Source organism: Streptococcus mitis, from assembly GCF_026782895.1.
Classification (GTDB): Bacteria; Bacillota; Bacilli; order Lactobacillales; family Streptococcaceae; genus Streptococcus; species Streptococcus mitis_CB.
In genome coordinates, this window is sequence record NZ_JAKUXJ010000004.1 from 81719 (window position 1) to 99577 (window position 17859).

The window sequence follows — 17859 nt, forward strand, 5'->3', positions numbered from 1 at the left end:
TAGGAGTAACATTTATAGAATAATACTCTTCGAAAATCTCTTCAAACCACGTCAGCTTCGCCTTGCCGTAGATATATGTAACTGACTTCGTCAGTCTTATCTACAACCTCAAAGCAGTGCTTTGAGCAGCCTGCGGCTCGCTTCCTAGTTTGCTCTTTGATTTTCATTGAGTATAACAGACAAGAAAGAGAATGGATAAGAACGTGCAGGAACCAGTGAAATTATTTCAATACAATACCCTTGGAGCCTTGATGGCAGGCCTTTATGGTGGTACCATGACAGTAGGAGAATTGCTAGAGCATGGTGACCTTGGTTTGGGAACCTTGGATTCCATTGATGGGGAATTGATTGTTTTGGATGGCAAGGCTTATCAAGCCAAAGGCTCAGGAGAGCAACCGGAAATTGTAGAAGTGTCACCAGATGCCCTTATTCCTTATGCAGCAATAGTACCGCACCAGGCAGAGGTCATTTTCCGCCAGCGGTTTGAGATGACAGACAAGGAATTGGAAGAACGAATCGAGTCTTATTATGATGGGGAAAATCTTTTCCGCTCTATCAAGATTCGTGGGGAATTTTCGCATATGCATGTGCGCATGATTCCCAAGTCGACACCAGATACCAAGTTTGCTGAGGTCGCAACCCATCAACCGGAATATAGTCGTGACAATGTCGCAGGAACCATCGTTGGTTTCTGGACGCCAGAGATTTTTCATGGAGTTAGTGTGGCAGGCTACCATCTGCACTTCATCTCAGATGACTTGACCTTCGGTGGGCATGTCATGGATTTTGTCATAAAAGAAGGAATCATCGAAGTGGGGGCAGTTGACCAATTAGACCAACGTTTCCCAGTTCAAGACCGCCAATACTTGTTTGCCAAGTTCAATGTTGATGAGATGAAAAAAGATATTGAAAAGGCAGAATAGGAGAAGAAAATGAACATTCATATCATTATTACCATTGTGTTTTTGCTGACTTTTCTAATAGGGAGCATTTGGTATGCCAAAAAGAAATACCAGATTAATCTAGCTGTCTTGGGCTTGGGGGCTGTTGCCTTCTTTGTCTCTTCACAGATTTTGGAAAAACTGGTGCATATCTTGGTTTTACATCCTCAAAAAGACGGTAGTATTGCCCTCTTGCAAGACCATCCGCTTGTCTATATCATCTATGGCTTAGCCATGGCATCATTTTTTGAGGAAACTGCTCGTCTTATTTTCTTCAAATGGTTGGAGAAAAAGAGAAGTTTGGAAAAGGCAGATGCCTTGGCTTATGGATTGGGGCATGGTGGTTTGGAGTTGATTTTCCTAGGTCTTACTAGTTTGATTAATCTCTACATCGTTCTCTCAGCAGTTCAAACGCAAAATCCACAAGTTATGCAATTGCTGTCTGAAAATATGTTGAAAACTATTCAGTCGCTATCAGTCTGGCAGATTTATTTGCTTGGTTTTGAGAGAATCTTGGCGCTAGGATTCCAATTGCTTTTGACAGTTTGGGTTTACCAAGCTGTTCGCCAGAAGAAATGGATTTATCTCCTAGCGGCCTATGGACTACATGCCTTCTTTGACATGGCACCATCTCTAGCTCAAGTAGGATGGATTACAAGTCCAGTCTTGGTTGAAGTTATTCTACTAGTTGAACTGATCCTGGTTGCCTATGGAACAAAGGCAATCTTTTGCAAAAAATCATAAGAAAAAGGGGGAAACCTCTTTTTTTGTTTAAAATAAGCCCAAGATTTTTTTAGGGTCGTCAAATGGTCTTAAAAATGGTATAATGGAATGAATTTTGTAAAAGGAAGAGTGTCATGTCAGTAAAAGAAAACATGCTTGAAATCTTAGAAGGGATTGATATCCGTTTCAAGGAACCCTTGCATAGCTATAGTTATACAAAAGTAGGTGGAGAGGCTGATTATCTGGTCTTTCCACGAAATCATTTTGAGTTGGCTCGCGTTGTCAAATTTGCCAATCAAGCAGATATCCCTTGGATGGTTCTTGGAAATGCTAGCAACATCATCGTTCGTGATGGTGGGATTCGTGGATTTGTCATCTTGTGTGACAAGCTCAATAATGTTTCCGTTGATGGCTATACCATTGAAGCTGAAGCTGGTGCTAACCTGATTGAAACAACTCGCATTGCCCTTCGTCATAGTTTGACTGGCTTTGAGTTTGCTTGTGGTATTCCTGGAAGTGTCGGTGGTGCTGTCTTTATGAATGCGGGTGCCTATGGTGGCGAGATTTCCCATATCTTACAGTCTTGTAAGGTCTTGACCAAGGATGGAGAAATCGAGACCCTGTCTGCCCAGGACTTGGCTTTCGGGTATCGCCATTCAGCCATTCAGGAGTCTGGTGCAGTTGTCTTGTCAGCTAAATTTTCCCTTGCTCCAGGAAACCATCAGGTTATCAAGCAAGAAATGGATCGCTTGACGCATCTACGTGAACTCAAGCAACCTTTAGAATATCCATCTTGTGGTTCGGTCTTTAAGCGTCCAGTAGGGCATTTTGCAGGTCAATTAATTTCAGAAGCTGGCTTGAAAGGCTATCGTATTGGTGGAGTAGAAGTCTCAGAAAAACACGCAGGTTTTATGATTAATGTTGCTGACGGAACGGCTAAAGACTACGAGGACTTGATTGAGTCTGTGATTGAAAAAGTCAAGGAACACTCAGGTGTCACCCTTGAGAGGGAAGTCCGTATTTTAGGTGAAAGCAAGTAGGAAGTTTTAGTTAAAAAGCTGCTGCTATGTCATGGAAAGGGGGTGAAAGCCTATCGTCAGTGCAGAAGAATGTAGGCAGTTCAATCTCCTACACGAGGTAGTAGTGGCCTGACAGAGCCCTGATCTGTTAATCTATGAAAAAGAAGGAATAAATGACAATTGAAAAAACCAATTATTGAATTCAAAAACGTCTCTAAAGTTTTTGAAGACAGCAACACCAAGGTTCTCAAAGATATCAACTTTGAGTTGGAAGAAGGGAAGTTCTATACTCTTCTAGGCGCGTCTGGTTCAGGGAAATCAACTATCCTTAACATCATTGCAGGTTTACTGGATGCGACGACAGGAGATATTTTGCTGGATGGTGTCCGTATCAATGACATCCCAACCAACAAGCGTGACGTCCATACGGTTTTCCAATCCTATGCCTTGTTTCCACATATGAATGTGTTTGAAAATGTTGCTTTTCCGCTCCGCTTGCGCAAGATTGACAAGAAAGAAATCGAGCAACGTGTTACTGAAGTTCTCAAGATGGTTCAGTTGGAAGGTTACGAAAAACGTTCCATTCGTAAACTCTCTGGAGGACAACGTCAGCGTGTGGCTATTGCCCGTGCCATCATCAACCAACCCCGTGTGGTCTTGCTAGACGAGCCTTTATCAGCGCTGGACTTGAAATTGAGAACAGACATGCAGTATGAACTGCGTGAACTGCAACAACGATTGGGCATTACCTTTGTCTTTGTCACTCACGATCAGGAAGAAGCACTTGCCATGAGTGACTGGATTTTCGTTATGAATGATGGCGAGATTGTCCAGTCTGGAACACCAGTAGATATCTACGATGAGCCGATTAACCACTTTGTTGCCACCTTTATCGGTGAGTCAAATATCTTGCCAGGTACCATGATTGAGGACTACTTGGTTGAGTTTAACGGCAAACGCTTTGAAGCGGTCGATGGGGGGATGAAGCCAAATGAGCCAGTCGAAGTCGTGATTCGTCCAGAAGACTTGCGCATTACCCTTCCTGAAGAAGGCAAGCTCCAAGTTAAGGTCGATACCCAGCTCTTCCGTGGGGTTCACTATGAAATTATCGCCTATGACGAACTTGGAAATGAATGGATGATCCACTCGACTCGTAAGGCCATCGTGGGTGAGGAAATCGGTCTGGACTTTGAACCAGAAGACATCCACATCATGCGCCTCAATGAAACAGAAGAAGAGTTCGATGCTCGTATCGAAGAATACGTGGAAATCGAAGAGCAAGAAGCAGGTCTGATCAATGCAATCGAGGAGGAAAGAGATGAAGAAAACAAGCTCTAAACTCTTTGTAGTGCCCTACATGCTCTGGATTGCCCTCTTTGTGTTGGCACCCTTGGTCTTGATTTTCGGACAATCCTTTTTCAATATCGAAGGCCAATTCAGTTTAGAAAACTATAAATCTTACTTTGCGTCACAAAACTTGACCTATCTAAAAATGAGTTTCAACTCTGTACTCTATGCAGGAATTGTGACCTTTGTAACCCTCCTTATCAGCTATCCAACAGCCCTATTTTTGACCCGTCTCAAGCACCGTCAACTCTGGCTCATGCTGATTATTTTACCAACTTGGATCAATTTGCTCCTCAAGGCCTATGCCTTTATCGGGATTTTTGGTCAAAATGGCTCTATTAACCAATTCTTGGAATTTATCGGAATCGGTTCACAGCAGTTGCTCTTTACCGATTTCTCCTTTATCTTTGTAGCAAGCTACATCGAGCTTCCCTTTATGATATTGCCGATTTTCAATGTCTTGGACGATATGGATAACAACCTCATCAATGCCAGCTATGACCTCGGTGCGACCAAGTGGGAGACTTTCCGCCATGTCATCTTCCCTCTATCGATGAATGGGGTGAGAAGTGGGGTCCAGTCGGTCTTTATCCCCAGCTTGAGTCTCTTCATGCTGACCCGTTTGATTGGTGGGAACCGCGTTATCACCTTGGGGACAGCCATTGAGCAGAACTTCCTGACCAATGACAACTACGGTATGGGTTCTACCATCGGTGTGATTCTCATCCTGACCATGTTCATCACCATGTGGGTGACCAAGGAAAGGAGAGAACGATGAAAAGATTTGCCAACCTTTATCTGGGACTGGTTTTTCTTGTCCTCTACCTGCCGATTTTTTACTTGATTGGCTATGCTTTTAATGCAGGTAACGACATGAATAGTTTTACAGGCTTTAGCCTGAGCCATTTTAAAACCATGTTTGGCGATGGTCGTCTCATGTTGATTGTGACTCAGACCTTTTTCTTGGCCTTCCTGTCAGCCTTGATTGCGACCATTATCGGGACTTTTGGTGCCATTTATATTTACCAATCTCGTAAGAAATACCAAGAAGCCTTTCTTTCACTCAATAATATCCTTATGGTTGCGCCTGACGTTATGATTGGTGCCAGCTTCTTGATTCTCTTTACCCAACTCAAGTTTTCACTTGGCTTTTTGACCGTTCTATCTAGTCACGTGGCCTTCTCGATTCCTATCGTGGTCTTGATGGTCTTGCCTCGACTCAAGGAAATGAACGGTGACATGATTCATGCGGCCTATGACCTTGGTGCCAGTCAATTTCAGATGTTCAAGGAAATCATGCTTCCTTACCTGACACCGTCTATCATTGCAGGTTACTTCATGGCCTTCACCTATTCGCTAGATGACTTTGCCGTGACCTTCTTCGTAACGGGAAATGGCTTTTCAACCCTGTCAGTCGAGATTTATTCTCGTGCTCGTAAGGGGATTTCGCTAGAAATCAATGCCCTGTCTGCCCTTGTATTTCTCTTTAGTATTATCCTAGTTGTTGGATATTACTTTATCTCACGTGAGAAGGAGGAGCAAGCATGAAAAAACTCTATTCATTTTTAGCAGGAATTGTAGCGATTATCCTCGTCTTGTGGGGAATTGCAACCCATCTAGATAGTAAAATCAATAGTCGAGATAGTCAAAAATTGGTTATCTACAACTGGGGAGACTATATCGATCCAGAACTCTTGGAGCAATTCACAGAAGAAACAGGAATCCAAGTCCAGTATGAGACTTTTGACTCCAACGAAGCCATGTATACCAAGATCAAGCAGGGTGGAACGACCTACGATATTGCAATTCCTAGTGAATACATGATTAACAAGATGAAGGACGAAGACCTCTTGGTTCCGCTTGACTATTCAAAACTTGAAGGTCTTGAAAATATCGGACCAGAGTTTCTCAACCAGTCCTTTGACCCAGGCAATAAATTCTCTATCCCTTACTTCTGGGGGACTTTGGGAATTGTCTACAATGAAACTATGGTAGATCAAGCGCCTGAGCATTGGGATGACCTCTGGAAGCCAGAGTATAAGAACTCTATCATGCTCTTTGATGGGGCGCGTGAGGTGCTGGGACTCGGACTCAATTCCCTCGGCTACAGCCTCAACTCCAAGGAACCCCAGCAGTTGGAAGAGACAGTGGACAAGCTCTACAAGTTGACTCCAAATATCAAGGCTATTGTGGCGGATGAGATGAAGGGCTACATGATTCAGAACAACGCTGCTATCGGTGTGACCTTCTCTGGTGAAGCCAGCCAAATGCTAGAAAAAAATGAAAATCTACGCTATGTGGTACCAACTGAGGCCAGCAACCTTTGGTTTGACAATATGGTTATACCAAAAACAGTCAAAAACCAAGATGCAGCCTATGCCTTTATCAACTTTATGTTGAAACCCGAAAATGCTCTCAAAAATGCGGAGTATGTTGGCTATTCAACACCAAACCTACCAGCCAAGGAAATGCTCCCAGAGGAGAAAAAAGAAGACAAGGCCTTCTATCCAGATGCTGAAACCATGAAACACCTAGAAGTTTATGAGAAATTTGACCATAAATGGACAGGCAAATATAGCGACCTCTTCCTACAATTTAAAATGTATCGGAAGTAGGAGTTAGCAGTCACGAAACGAATCAGTCAAGCTGGTTCGTTTTTTAGAAGTAGAAGGTAATTCGTAAGATCTAAAATTTTCTTTCAGATTCATTAAAATTATTTTAAATTAGTTTTTTATATTGTCGTAATTAATTATTTATTGTAAAATATTAATATCGGAGGTAGGGTGGGGTGTTAAAATTGGTTGAAAACATTTTATATTATCTATAAGATGAAGCTTTCTTTTTGGTTGTAAAGCTATTTAAAAATTTTTTGTCTTACCTATAGAAAAATTTTAAGTGTGTAGACCATAAATGGTGACACATATGAAAAAATCCAATAAAAGAAAAAATGGAAATAAAGTTGATAATTACGTTTGGCGACTAATCTGTCAACATTGTTTCTCAATTCTTGAACCAATTGTTAAGTATTGTCTTATTGAGATTATTAAATTCTTAATTAAGACATATTTGTATTAGTTATTACACAGGTGAGGTGAGCACCTGTTTTTTTTTTATTTATATTCTAGATTTTCGAACAAAAAACCCCGCCCAATGGACGAGGGAAGAAAACTATTTGTAGATAAAATTTTTATATAAATCCACTAGTAGTGAATGAGAGATAGATAATATAAATTAAATTTATAAATTAATTATTTTAATATTTGAACGCTAAATTTAGAGCAGCTTAATATTTTTAAGGTCAGTTATAAAAAATTAATTTTTTATGACTGACAAGCATAATCAAATTAATTGTGTTAATTATTTTAAATTCTCCTTTGTTTTATATTTTGCAATCTACTTCTTATTGTTTTCTTATTTGGATATACATATGAAAATTGTTGTATACGTTTGGCAACTATAATATACCATAAATTGTTCTATTAGTCTACTATTTTAATGAAGATAATAATTTTATTATTTATTCAAATATCTCGTACTTAATTCCACCATAAAAATTTGTTTTAAACTAACTTCCACTTCGGCTAGCCAAGTGGAAGTTACTTTGAGAAGTTACCCCAGAATAAAACATTTATGATTCATTGCCATTAACCTTGACGAACTCCTCCAAAAACGATATAATAAGAGAGTTGAGAATTGATTTTCAGTTGCCTTAGTCCAGAGAAATGGCGGTGCTGCGAGCCATCTAAGCTAGGAAGTCATGCTACTCAATCATACAATTGCATAAGAATAAGAGAATGACAAGTTCATTGAATGAAGGTGGTACCGCGGTTTTTCGCCCTTCGTGATATGAGCTTGTCTTTTGATTTTTTGGAGGTGTTGATGAAAACATTTCTTGTCAAACAAAAGTTTCGTCTTGGAGGCGAACGCTTCGCTATCAAGGATGACAGGGGAGAAATCGCCTATCAGGTAGAGGGATCATTTTTTAAGATTCCCAAAACTTTTACCATCTATGATGCTAATGGTGAACATGTTAGTCAAATCAGTAAAGAAATCTTGACCTTGCTACCTCGTTTTGAGATTCAGCTTCGGAATGGCTCGAGTTTTGTCATTCGTAAGAAGTTGACCTTCTGGCGAGATAAGTATGAGTTTGATAATCTAGGTCTTCGTATCGAGGGCAATATCTGGGATTTGGATTTCAAATTGCTGGATGATCGCGATCAGCTGATTGCGGAAATCAAGAAAGAACTCTTCCATCTGACCTCTACCTATAATGTAACGGTCCTTGAGGACGCTTATGCAGACCTAGTCATTTCCCTCTGTGTCGCGATTGACTATGTGGAAATGCTGGAAAGCCAATCACATTAAACAAGTAAATAAGGAGACAATATGAAACAACTATCTAGTGCACAAGTACGCCAAATGTGGCTTGATTTCTGGGCGACCAAAGGTCACTCGGTAGAACCATCAGTGAGTTTGGTTCCTGTAAATGACCCAACACTTTTGTGGATCAACTCTGGTGTAGCAACTCTTAAGAAATACTTTGATGGGACTATTATCCCAGAGAATCCACGTATTACCAATGCGCAAAAGGCGATCCGTACCAATGACATCGAGAACGTAGGGAAGACTGCACGTCACCATACTATGTTTGAAATGTTGGGGAACTTCTCTATCGGTGATTACTTCCGAGACGAAGCGATCACTTGGGCTTATGAGCTTTTGACAAGCCCTGAATGGTTTGACTTCCCAGCTGAGAAACTTTACATGACTTACTATCCAGATGATAAAGATTCTTACAACCGTTGGATTGAAGTGGGAGTGGACCCAAGCCACTTAATTCCAATCGAAGATAACTTCTGGGAAATCGGTGCTGGGCCTTCTGGACCTGATACAGAAATTTTCTTTGACCGAGGAGAAGCTTTTGACCCAGAAAATATAGGTCTTCGCCTTCTTGCAGAAGATATCGAAAACGACCGTTACATTGAAATCTGGAACATCGTTTTGTCACAATTTAACGCAGATCCTGCTGTTCCTCGTAGCGAATACAAGGAATTGCCACACAAGAACATTGATACGGGCGCTGGTTTGGAGCGTTTGGTGGCAGTTATCCAAGGGGCTAAGACCAACTTTGAAACAGACCTCTTCATGCCAATCATTCGTGAAGTGGAGAAATTGTCTGGTAAGGTCTATGACCAAGATGGCGACAACATGAGCTTTAAGGTCATCGCAGACCACATCCGTTCACTTTCATTTGCCATCGGTGATGGTGCCCTTCCAGGAAATGAAGGTCGTGGTTACGTCCTTCGCCGTCTTCTCCGTCGTGCTTCTATGCATGGTCAAAAATTGGGAATCAACGAGCCTTTCCTTTACAAATTGGTTCCAACTGTTGGTAAAATCATGGAAAGCTACTACCCAGAAGTGCTTGAAAAACGTGACTTTATCGAAAAAATCGTTAAGAGTGAAGAAGAGTCATTTGCTCGTACCCTTCACTCAGGTCAACACTTTGCCCAAGGCATTGTGGCAGACTTGAAAGAAAAAGGTCAATCTGTCATTGCTGGTCAAGATGTATTCAAACTTTATGACACTTATGGATTCCCAGTTGAATTGACTGAAGAAATCGCTGAAGAAGCTGGGATGATTGTTGACCGTGAAGGATTTGAAGCAGCCATGAAAGAACAGCAAGAACGCGCGCGTGCGTCAGCTGTTAAAGGTGGTTCAATGGGTATGCAAAATGAAACCCTTCAAAACATCACTGTAGAAAGTGTCTTCAACTACAATGCTAGCCAATTATCTTCTAAATTGGTGGCTATCGTGGCTGACAATGCAGAAGTAGAAGCTGTATCAGAAGGAACTGCCTCACTTATCTTTGCGGAAACGCCATTCTATGCTGAAATGGGTGGACAGGTAGCTGACCATGGACAAATCTTGGATGGGTCAGGCAAGGTTGTAGCTACTGTGACAAATGTTCAAAAAGCACCAAACGGACAAGCACTTCACACGGTTGAAGTTCTTGCACCGCTTGCCTTGAACCAAGAATATACCTTGGCAATTGATACAAATCGTCGTCACCGTGTCATGAAAAACCACACTGCGACTCACTTGCTTCACGCTGCCCTTCACAATATCCTTGGAAGCCATGCAACTCAGGCAGGATCTCTTAATGAAGTTGAATTCCTTCGCTTTGACTTTACCCACTTCCAAGCTGTAACTGCTGAAGAATTGCGTGCGATTGAGCAGCAAGTCAACGAAAAAATCTGGGAAGCTCTTGAGGTTAAGACAGTTGAAACGGATATTGACACTGCCAAAGAAATGGGAGCTATGGCTCTCTTTGGTGAGAAATACGGCAAAGAAGTCCGTGTTGTTACTATCGGTGACTACTCTATCGAGCTTTGTGGTGGTACCCACGTTGGCAATACTTCTGAAATTGGCCTCTTCAAGATTGTCAAAGAAGAAGGGATTGGATCAGGAACTCGCCGTATCTTGGCAGTGACTGGTAAGGAAGCCTTTGAAGCCTACCGTGAACAAGAGGACGCTCTTAAAGCTGTCGCAGCGACCTTGAAAGCACCTCAAGTCAAGGAAGTACCTCACAAGGTAGAAGGACTTCAAGAACAACTTCGTCAACTTCAAAAAGAAAATGCTGAATTGAAAGAAAAAGCCGCAGCTGCAGCCGCAGGCGATATCTTCAAGGATGTGAAGGAAGTCAATGGTCACCGTTACATTGCTAGTCAAGTTTCTGTATCAGATGCAGGTGCCCTTCGTACCTTTGCGGACAACTGGAAACAAAAAGACTACTCTGATCTTCTTGTCCTAGTTGCTGCTATCGGTGACAAAGTCAATGTCCTTGTAGCAAGTAAGACAAAAGACCTTCATGCAGGAAACCTTGTCAAAGAATTGGCACCAATCGTTGATGGACGTGGTGGTGGTAAACCAGACATGGCCATGGCAGGAGGAAGCAACCAAGCTAAGATCCAAGAATTGTTGGATGCAGTAGCAGGTAAATTGTAATCAAGTAAAGATCTATCCATTTGGTGGGTAGGTCTTTTTGACTACAAAAAAGCCAAATCCGTTTGGATCTGGCTTGATAATCATTGGCAATTAGATTGTATTGGCTGCCCAGACACTTACCGAAGCAGTTGAGACTGGAAATTGTCCATAACCTTCCTCATCAATTGTAACTTGACCTAGGTGGTTTTCAAGTAAATCTACAAAGGTTTGGTTAGCCCATTCTTGGCCGACAAACATTGATTTGCTGTTTTCTTGGTCATTTGAAATCAAGACTGCGATTGGGGATTGATTTTCAGCACCTGAGCGTACCCAACCAATACAGTTAGGATCATCAAAGTAGTCATTTTGTTCTCCATAAGCCAAATCTTTTCGGATAGCTAGGAGGCGGTCAAGGACTTCTTTGAAATCTTGCTGAGCATACTGCCCTGAAATCCCATAGTAGTCTCCGTAAAAGACACATGGAAGGCCGTCTTGGCGTAATAGAATGAGGGCATAGGCTGCTGGTTTGAACCATTCTTCAACAGTAGACTCAAGAGCCTGACCACGTTGGGTATCGTGGTTGTCGACAAAGGTTACAGCCTTGTAAGGTTTGAGCTCAACCAAGCTATCTGTGAAAATACCACGAAGATCATAGTTTGCGCCAGCTTGACTGGCTTCAAAGAGATTCTGGTGGAGACGAACATCGACAAGGTCAAAGCGTTCTTCCGTTTTTTCAAGATAGCCCAGATTGGCTTCCTTGTCAGGATTCCAAAATTCACCAAAAACATAGAAATCCTCACCGTATTTTTCCTTCATATCACGGATAAAATTGCTCATGAAGAAAGAGTCAATGTGTTTAACGGCATCCAAGCGGAAACCAGCTACACCAGTCGTTTCCATGAACCAGTCAGCCCAGTCATAGATATTTTGGATGACTTCAGGATGTTTAAAGTCTAGGTCGGCATACATGAGGTAGTCATAGTTACCGTTTTCATTATCGACCAATTCCTCATTTGCCCACCCCTTGTTGTCTCCTTGAATCAGATAAATCCCAGACTTTCGGCGTTTGGCATCATAGTCTGTACCGGTGAAGTGGTACCAGTGCCAGTGGAAGTCATTGTAGGTATCTTGGCGACCATCGAAGGTAAAGCTAGTCCAGCCATTGATGGTGAAGGGTTCCCCAAGTTCAACTGTACGGTCTACAGGATCCACTTCAATAACCTGAAAGGCTTCCATGTGATCAGCAGCAGCCTTGTGATTGAGCACCACATCGGCCATAGGTTGAATTCCCTGTGCTTTTAGGGCTTGAATGGCTTGAAGATAGTCCTCTTTAAAACCATACTTGGTGCGGACAGTTCCTTTTTGATTAAACTCTCCTAAGTCGAATAAGTCATAGACCCCATAACCTACATCTTTTTCATTGGTTGCCTTAAAAGCTGGTGGCATCCAGACGTGGCTAATCCCCAGATGAGCTAGGTGTGGAGCATCTTCAGCCAGACGCGTCCAGTGCTGACCATCGTGGGGCAGATACCATTCAAAGTATTGCATGAGTGTTTGATTTTGCATGATGTTTCCTCTTACTTGTCAATCTTGTTCTTTATTCTATCATAAAGTATCGGTTAGCTCAAACGTTTGCGTAAAACTGAATAATAAGTTTTTGACTATTTTATATAAAATGTTGATTTTTAAAATGAAAGCGCTATAATTATAGTAAATTACATAGATAAAGAGAGGAGATTTCTCATGATTGAATTTCAAAATGTTAGTAAGTTGTATGGTGATAAAGAGGCTTTGAGCAATCTCAATTTGCAGATTGAAAATGGGGAGATTATGGGCTTGATTGGCCATAATGGGGCTGGAAAATCGACCACTATAAAATCCCTAGTCAGTATCATTTCGCCCAGCAGTGGTCGTATTTTGGTGGACGGTCAGGATTTATCGGAAAATCGCTTGGCGATCAAACGGAAGATTGGCTACGTAGCAGACTCGCCTGACTTATTTTTACGCTTAACGGCCAATGAATTTTGGGAATTGATTGCTTCATCCTATGATCTGACTAGCTCTGACTTGGAAGCTAGTCTAGCTAGGCTATTGAAAATTTTTGATTTTGCTGAAAACCGCTATCAGGTCATTGAAACTTTTTCTCACGGAATGCGTCAGAAAGTCTTTGTCATCGGAGCACTCTTGTCCGATCCTGATATTTGGGTCTTGGACGAACCCTTGACTGGTTTGGATCCCCAGGCTGCCTTTGATTTGAAGAAAATGATGAAGGAACATGCACAAAAAGGGAAGACAGTCTTGTTTTCAACTCATGTCCTAGAGGTAGCTGAGCAAGTCTGTGATCGGATTGCCATTTTGAAAAAAGGGCATTTGATTTATTGTGGTAGCGTAGAGGACTTGAGAAAAGACCATCCAGACCAGTCTTTGGAAAGTATCTACCTTAGCCTTGCTGGTAGAAAAGAGGAGGTTTCAGATGCGTCTCAAGGTCATTAAAAAATTAGTGGATATCAATATCCTCTATTCATCTCAAGAAGCTAATCTGGCTAACCTACGAAAGAAGCAGGCTAAGAATCCTGGGAAAAAAGTAAATGCTTCCGCTAGAGTCCTAAGTTCTTACATTTTTTCTAGTCTCTTGACGCTCTTAATGTTTATAAATATAGCCTTTCGTTTTCCTTTTGAGGAAATGCCAAGTTTTTTTAGTACGATGGTTGCTATTTTACTGGTGCTTGCCTTTTCAACTTCTTTCACTGCATTTTACAATGTCTTTTATGAGAGTAAGGACCTGGCCTCCTATAGGCCCTATGCCTTTAAAGAATCAGAGATTATAATGGCCAAAGGTCTGTCTGTCCTCTTGCCAGCTCTAGCTGGAATTGTACCAATCCTAGCTTATTTTCTAGTCCTCTACATTAGGCTAGCACCTTCTCTTTGGTTGGGTTTGCCTTTGATGCTACTGTCCTTGACCTTATTATTTGTCTCTGTTACTTTAGTGATGGTAGTGGCAGTACATTTCTTGGCTCAGACTACGGTCTTCAGAAAGTATCAGTCTATTTTTTCGAATGTGATGATTGGGATAGGAGTTCTCATACCTTTAATATTTGTCTTCTTTCTACAGTCGACTTCTGGACGTATTGTTGACAAAGTTAGAGACATTCCATTTCTCCTTTATCCTCTTCATCTCTTTTACAAAATAGCAGTGGAGCCTTTTTCGACAGAAGCCATCCTGGGTCTGCTCGCTTGGATAGGACTAACTCTCTTCTTGCTTTACTTGAGTAAAAAGAAGGTTTTTCCTCGTTTTTATGACGTGATTCTGCTTAATAGTGAGGAGAAGGTCAAAAAAGAACGTCGCAATAAGGAGAGAATTTCAACTACTAATAAAAAGGGCTTTTTCCGTATGGTTTTACGCTACCACCTCACCCTCTTGGGACAGGGAACTGGTGTGATTACAGTGCTTTTTACAAGTGCTTTCCTTCCTTATCTCATGATGATTGGTCTGATTTCCAACATCCGAGATTCTCAGATAGTTCCAGACATTCATCCTCCATATTGGTTACCCTTGTTTTTTATAGCTCTCTTTATAGCAGTTGTCAATAACAATATCACCAGCCTGCATTCAATTGCCTTGTCCTTGGAGAGGGAAAATGTTGATTTTCTGAAGAGTTTACCCTTTGACTTTGCTCGTTATGTGAAAGTGAAATTTTGGATTATATTTGCTGTCCAGTCCTTTTTACCAGTCCTGACTTTACTTGGCCTTTCTCTATATCTAGGCTTGCCCATCTTTTCGATGATTTATCTTCTTGTGGCATGGATCCTTGCCAGTGTCATCCTTTCTTGCCACAATTACTTTAAGGACGTGAAAAATCTGTCAACTAATTGGAGTAGCATTACGGACTTGGTGAACCGTTCAAATCGTATAGTAGCAATTGTTTTAATTTTGGTTTATAGTGCAATCTTAATGGCCCTTGTAATAGGGAGCTTATTCTTGGTTCAGTCTCTCTCCACTATCCTTGCCATTAGCTTGGGAGTAGGAGCTCTTATCCTTCTGCTTGGTCTTGCTATTTTTGGATATCATTACTACCTGTCACGCATATTGACGGAAATAGAAAAAAGATGAGATAGTTGGTCGCTTGCTTGATAAATTCAATTCGACAAACGCTTTTATAGTTTGTTAGAATGTAGTTGTAAATGATTAAGATTGGTAATCAAAAATATATAGGGAGGAATGTTTTGAATAAGAAATATAATATAGTTCTATTATTGTTGTTTATAGTTTATTTATTTGGATATTTTTCAATTTCAAAAACGTTAATTCCTATAATGTGTGTGATCCAAGTATTTTTGATAGAACATATATTTAGATTTCGAAATAGAATTATGCAGATAGGTGAAATTATAATTATTGTTGCTTCTATAATATTATTTATTGATAGTATATTGAGTTTGTAACAGAAGGCTTTTCTATAAAATCAAATTTTCCAGATACCTGCCGAAGCTGATTTATATCCTCATATTTCTTCTACTATCTTCGTCACTAAATTTGACAGACATATATTGCTGATACAACCTCTCTACTTACAATCTCGCAGTTAACCTGAGGCCAGTTTCCTCTTTGATTTTCGTTGAATTTTATTTTATAAAAAGAAATGCTCCTCCACGATGGAAGAGCATCTTTTATTGTGATTTTGATTCAGTTTCTGCAGACTCTGGATGGAGTTCTTGGTAACTTGGTGCCTTGAAAAGGTCAGCACTGGTTTTACCTTGTCGTTGGCTAAAGAGACTGGTTGATTGACTACCTTTTTCCTGCTCAATCTTTTGCAGAATTGGTAAGGAATTGAGGTAAGAAATACTTTCTGTATCAACTTTTCCAAGATGATCAGCTTGGTAGAAACGTATCAAATCACCAGTTTGAATTTGGTCGCTGATTTTTAGCTGTTGACTAGCTGCTTGACGAACAATTTCTAGTTCAGTCTGAGCTTGTTCATCAAGATTGCTGATTTCAAGACCGCTCTCAGTGTAGTAGGTTCGTCCGTCGTAGCTGGTATATTTTGGTGTGACGAAGGAATTTGCAGTCCGAAAGGCAACGATTTCTTGATGATCTGGAGACAGAAGATCTTGTCCAACTTGAAGGAAGGAATTGGACTCAATACCAAGGAGGTGTTCGAGAGTCGGTAAGATATCGATTTGTCCACCGTAGGTATTGATGATTTGTCCTTTTTCATAGCCAGGCATGACCACCATAAAAGGCACTCGTTGCAACATGGCATTGTCGTAATTCGACCAGTTCTCAGAAGTCTTGCCAATCAAGGGAGCCAGCTCAGGATTGCGGGAGTTAGAAATGCCATAATGGTCTCCGTAGATGACGATGATGGAATTTTCATAGAGGCCACTTTCTTTGAGATAGTCAAAGAAGGCCTTGATAGCACTATCCAGATAGTTAGCTGTTTGGAAGTAGCCATTGATGGTTTCATCTTTGGTTTTAGCCAGTGGGAAACCAAGCTCATCGCCTGTCAGATTGCTAGCATAGGGATAGTGATTGGACACCGTGATATACTTAGCATAAAAAGGCTGCTGCAAGTGCTCTAGATATTGGATAGAATCTTTCATCATGATTTTATCATTTAAACCATATTGGAAAGAATTGCTACTGTCTTGCTTGGTAAAATAGGATGCGTCAAAGAAGTATTGGTAGCCCCACTGTTTGTAGGTCGTATTTCGGTTCCAGAAGGTCCCAATGTTACCATGAAAGACTGCACTTGATTGGTAGCCATTTTTTGATAGGATAAAAGGCGCAGCCTGCTGGGTATTGGTACCACCGTAGTTGACCATGAAAGAACCTTGGTCAAGCCCAAACAAACCGGTTTCTAGCATGGTTTCCGCATCTGAGGTTTTACCAGCCTTGACTTGGTTAAAGATATTCGAAAAGGCTAGGGTTGCTTGCGAATGGTAGAGGGAATTAAGGAAGGGAGTGACTTCATGCTCAGTTCCATCTATGTTGAGTTTATAGTCCAGTAGGAACTGCTGAAAACTCTCTAAGTGGAGATAAATCACATTTTTCCCTTTGGCAAGGCCAAAATAGTCTGGATTGGGCTTAGCAGAATGTTCTTGAATATAATCTGTAATAGGTTGAAGATCAGTCTCAGAGGCCTTGGCACGTTCTTTGTTTGTACTGTAGGATTGGTTGGCACTATAGCCTAAAAAGGCTGGCAAACTAAGGGCACGAACAATATAATAATTAGAAAATCCTCGTGACAGGAGATCGGGACGCTCAATTTCAGCCAAGAAAAGGTTAGCTGAAAAGAGCAGAGCCGAGAGAGCAGTGATAGCAACACTGGAGCGGAATTTGAAAGGTCTCCTATCCAGCTGGATGATCTTTTTATAGAGAAGATAAGCCAGCAGTGGGAAATCCATAAAATAGATGAAATCCCAAAAACGCAGTAACTCTAGTTCTGCAGTACCAACAGATACCTTACTGACCACTTTCATGGTATTGGCCGTGATAAAGTCACTAAATTCTCGATAGTAAAAGACATTGGAATAAAGCCAAATGAATAAAAGGCTGTAAATAGCTATACTAAGACTGTAAAAGGTCTTGGTTGAGCGAGCATAGAGAGCTAGAGCCAGCAGGAGGAGTCCCAAAGGAAGGGGGTTGAAAAAGGCGATAAAGGCAAGGTAATTTCCCTGCAATTTGCCTACTTGAATATCTAAATTAAAGTCAACGGTATAGGCTAGTAAGGTCTTGAGCCAATAGAGGATTAAAAGGGTTAGGACAAAACCCAGTCTGGTACCCATGGCTTTTTGGATTTTGTTAAAATTGATTCTCACACAATTACTTCCTAAGTTTTTATTAG

At 41.1% G+C, this 17859-nt stretch carries 14 protein-coding genes; 12 read left to right on the forward strand and 2 right to left on the reverse strand.

The features are described 5' to 3' along the window. The first annotated feature begins 191 nt into the window (after positions 1 to 191). The 9 genes from budA to alaS all read left to right on the forward strand — a co-directional run bounded on the left by budA (position 192) and on the right by alaS (position 11035). Positions 192 to 923, forward strand: a complete 732-nt coding sequence (gene budA / locus MK480_RS04545) for an acetolactate decarboxylase (RefSeq protein WP_261073660.1) — start codon at positions 192 to 194, stop codon at positions 921 to 923. A gap of 9 nt (positions 924 to 932) precedes the next feature. Beyond that, entirely contained in the window at positions 933 to 1685 is a 753-nt protein-coding gene (locus tag MK480_RS04550; protein ID WP_153209382.1) for a YhfC family intramembrane metalloprotease, read from the forward strand. 113 nt (positions 1686 to 1798) lie between these two features. Further along, positions 1799 to 2704 carry a UDP-N-acetylmuramate dehydrogenase gene (gene murB, locus MK480_RS04555; RefSeq protein WP_153209380.1) on the forward strand — a complete coding sequence of 302 codons (906 nt, stop codon included), beginning with the start codon at positions 1799 to 1801 and terminating at the stop codon, positions 2702 to 2704. 159 nt (positions 2705 to 2863) lie between these two features. Beyond that, positions 2864 to 4021 carry an ABC transporter ATP-binding protein gene (locus MK480_RS04560; protein ID WP_020903185.1) on the forward strand — a complete coding sequence of 386 codons (1158 nt, stop codon included), beginning with the start codon at positions 2864 to 2866 and terminating at the stop codon, positions 4019 to 4021. After that, positions 4002 to 4808, forward strand: coding sequence for an ABC transporter permease (locus tag MK480_RS04565; protein ID WP_000753801.1), 807 nt, complete (start codon positions 4002 to 4004; stop codon positions 4806 to 4808). Before MK480_RS04560 ends, MK480_RS04565 begins: the two co-directional genes overlap by 20 nt. Continuing rightward, on the forward strand, positions 4805 to 5578 hold the full coding sequence (locus MK480_RS04570) for an ABC transporter permease (protein ID WP_125442884.1): 774 nt from the start codon (positions 4805 to 4807) through the stop codon (positions 5576 to 5578). The genes MK480_RS04565 and MK480_RS04570 overlap by 4 nt, the downstream gene beginning before the upstream one ends. Beyond that, positions 5575 to 6645 (forward strand): ABC transporter substrate-binding protein, encoded by a 1071-nt coding sequence (locus tag MK480_RS04575; RefSeq protein ID WP_125442883.1) that lies wholly within the window; start codon positions 5575 to 5577, stop codon positions 6643 to 6645. Before MK480_RS04570 ends, MK480_RS04575 begins: the two co-directional genes overlap by 4 nt. A gap of 1264 nt (positions 6646 to 7909) precedes the next feature. Beyond that, positions 7910 to 8395 carry an LURP-one-related/scramblase family protein gene (locus tag MK480_RS04580; protein ID WP_261008849.1) on the forward strand — a complete coding sequence of 162 codons (486 nt, stop codon included), beginning with the start codon at positions 7910 to 7912 and terminating at the stop codon, positions 8393 to 8395. 21 nt (positions 8396 to 8416) lie between these two features. Next, positions 8417 to 11035, forward strand: a complete 2619-nt coding sequence (alaS, locus tag MK480_RS04585) for an alanine--tRNA ligase (protein WP_247931915.1) — start codon at positions 8417 to 8419, stop codon at positions 11033 to 11035. Between the two features lie 90 nt (positions 11036 to 11125). Here alaS and MK480_RS04590 read toward each other — a convergent pair whose 3' ends face one another. After that, positions 11126 to 12580: an alpha-amylase gene (locus MK480_RS04590; protein ID WP_247931914.1), complete on the reverse strand. Its 1455-nt coding sequence runs from the start codon at positions 12578 to 12580 to the stop codon at positions 11126 to 11128. A gap of 177 nt (positions 12581 to 12757) precedes the next feature. Between MK480_RS04590 and MK480_RS04595 the strand changes: the two genes are divergently transcribed. The 3 genes from MK480_RS04595 to MK480_RS10075 all read left to right on the forward strand — a co-directional run bounded on the left by MK480_RS04595 (position 12758) and on the right by MK480_RS10075 (position 15457). Then, positions 12758 to 13507 carry an ABC transporter ATP-binding protein gene (locus MK480_RS04595; RefSeq protein ID WP_060628575.1) on the forward strand — a complete coding sequence of 250 codons (750 nt, stop codon included), beginning with the start codon at positions 12758 to 12760 and terminating at the stop codon, positions 13505 to 13507. Further along, positions 13488 to 15125 carry a hypothetical protein gene (locus MK480_RS04600; RefSeq protein WP_060628574.1) on the forward strand — a complete coding sequence of 546 codons (1638 nt, stop codon included), beginning with the start codon at positions 13488 to 13490 and terminating at the stop codon, positions 15123 to 15125. The genes MK480_RS04595 and MK480_RS04600 overlap by 20 nt, the downstream gene beginning before the upstream one ends. Before the next feature lie 71 nt (positions 15126 to 15196). Next, the gene (locus MK480_RS10075) at positions 15197 to 15457 is read left to right on the forward strand and encodes a hypothetical protein (RefSeq protein ID WP_080998532.1); all 261 of its coding nucleotides are present in this window, start codon (positions 15197 to 15199) and stop codon (positions 15455 to 15457) included. Between the two features lie 225 nt (positions 15458 to 15682). On the opposite strand, the gene MK480_RS04605 is transcribed toward MK480_RS10075, so the two are convergent. Then, positions 15683 to 17800 carry an LTA synthase family protein gene (locus tag MK480_RS04605; protein WP_247953311.1) on the reverse strand — a complete coding sequence of 706 codons (2118 nt, stop codon included), beginning with the start codon at positions 17798 to 17800 and terminating at the stop codon, positions 15683 to 15685. Positions 17801 to 17859: the final 59 nt, after the last annotated feature.

Coding starts and splice junctions, on each gene's coding strand:
- MK480_RS04565 (WP_000753801.1), top strand. CDS start 4,002: ATGAAGAAAACAAGCTCTAAACTCTTTGTAGTGCCCTACATGCTCTGG.
- MK480_RS04550 (WP_153209382.1), top strand. CDS start 933: ATGAACATTCATATCATTATTACCATTGTGTTTTTGCTGACTTTTCTA.
- MK480_RS04590 (WP_247931914.1), bottom strand. CDS start 12,580: ATGCAAAATCAAACACTCATGCAATACTTTGAATGGTATCTGCCCCAC.
- MK480_RS04605 (WP_247953311.1), bottom strand. CDS start 17,800: ATGGGTACCAGACTGGGTTTTGTCCTAACCCTTTTAATCCTCTATTGG.
- murB (WP_153209380.1), top strand. CDS start 1,799: ATGTCAGTAAAAGAAAACATGCTTGAAATCTTAGAAGGGATTGATATC.
- MK480_RS04575 (WP_125442883.1), top strand. CDS start 5,575: ATGAAAAAACTCTATTCATTTTTAGCAGGAATTGTAGCGATTATCCTC.
- MK480_RS04600 (WP_060628574.1), top strand. CDS start 13,488: ATGCGTCTCAAGGTCATTAAAAAATTAGTGGATATCAATATCCTCTAT.
- MK480_RS10075 (WP_080998532.1), top strand. CDS start 15,197: ATGATTAAGATTGGTAATCAAAAATATATAGGGAGGAATGTTTTGAAT.
- MK480_RS04580 (WP_261008849.1), top strand. CDS start 7,910: ATGAAAACATTTCTTGTCAAACAAAAGTTTCGTCTTGGAGGCGAACGC.
- MK480_RS04595 (WP_060628575.1), top strand. CDS start 12,758: ATGATTGAATTTCAAAATGTTAGTAAGTTGTATGGTGATAAAGAGGCT.
- MK480_RS04570 (WP_125442884.1), top strand. CDS start 4,805: ATGAAAAGATTTGCCAACCTTTATCTGGGACTGGTTTTTCTTGTCCTC.
- alaS (WP_247931915.1), top strand. CDS start 8,417: ATGAAACAACTATCTAGTGCACAAGTACGCCAAATGTGGCTTGATTTC.
- budA (WP_261073660.1), top strand. CDS start 192: ATGGATAAGAACGTGCAGGAACCAGTGAAATTATTTCAATACAATACC.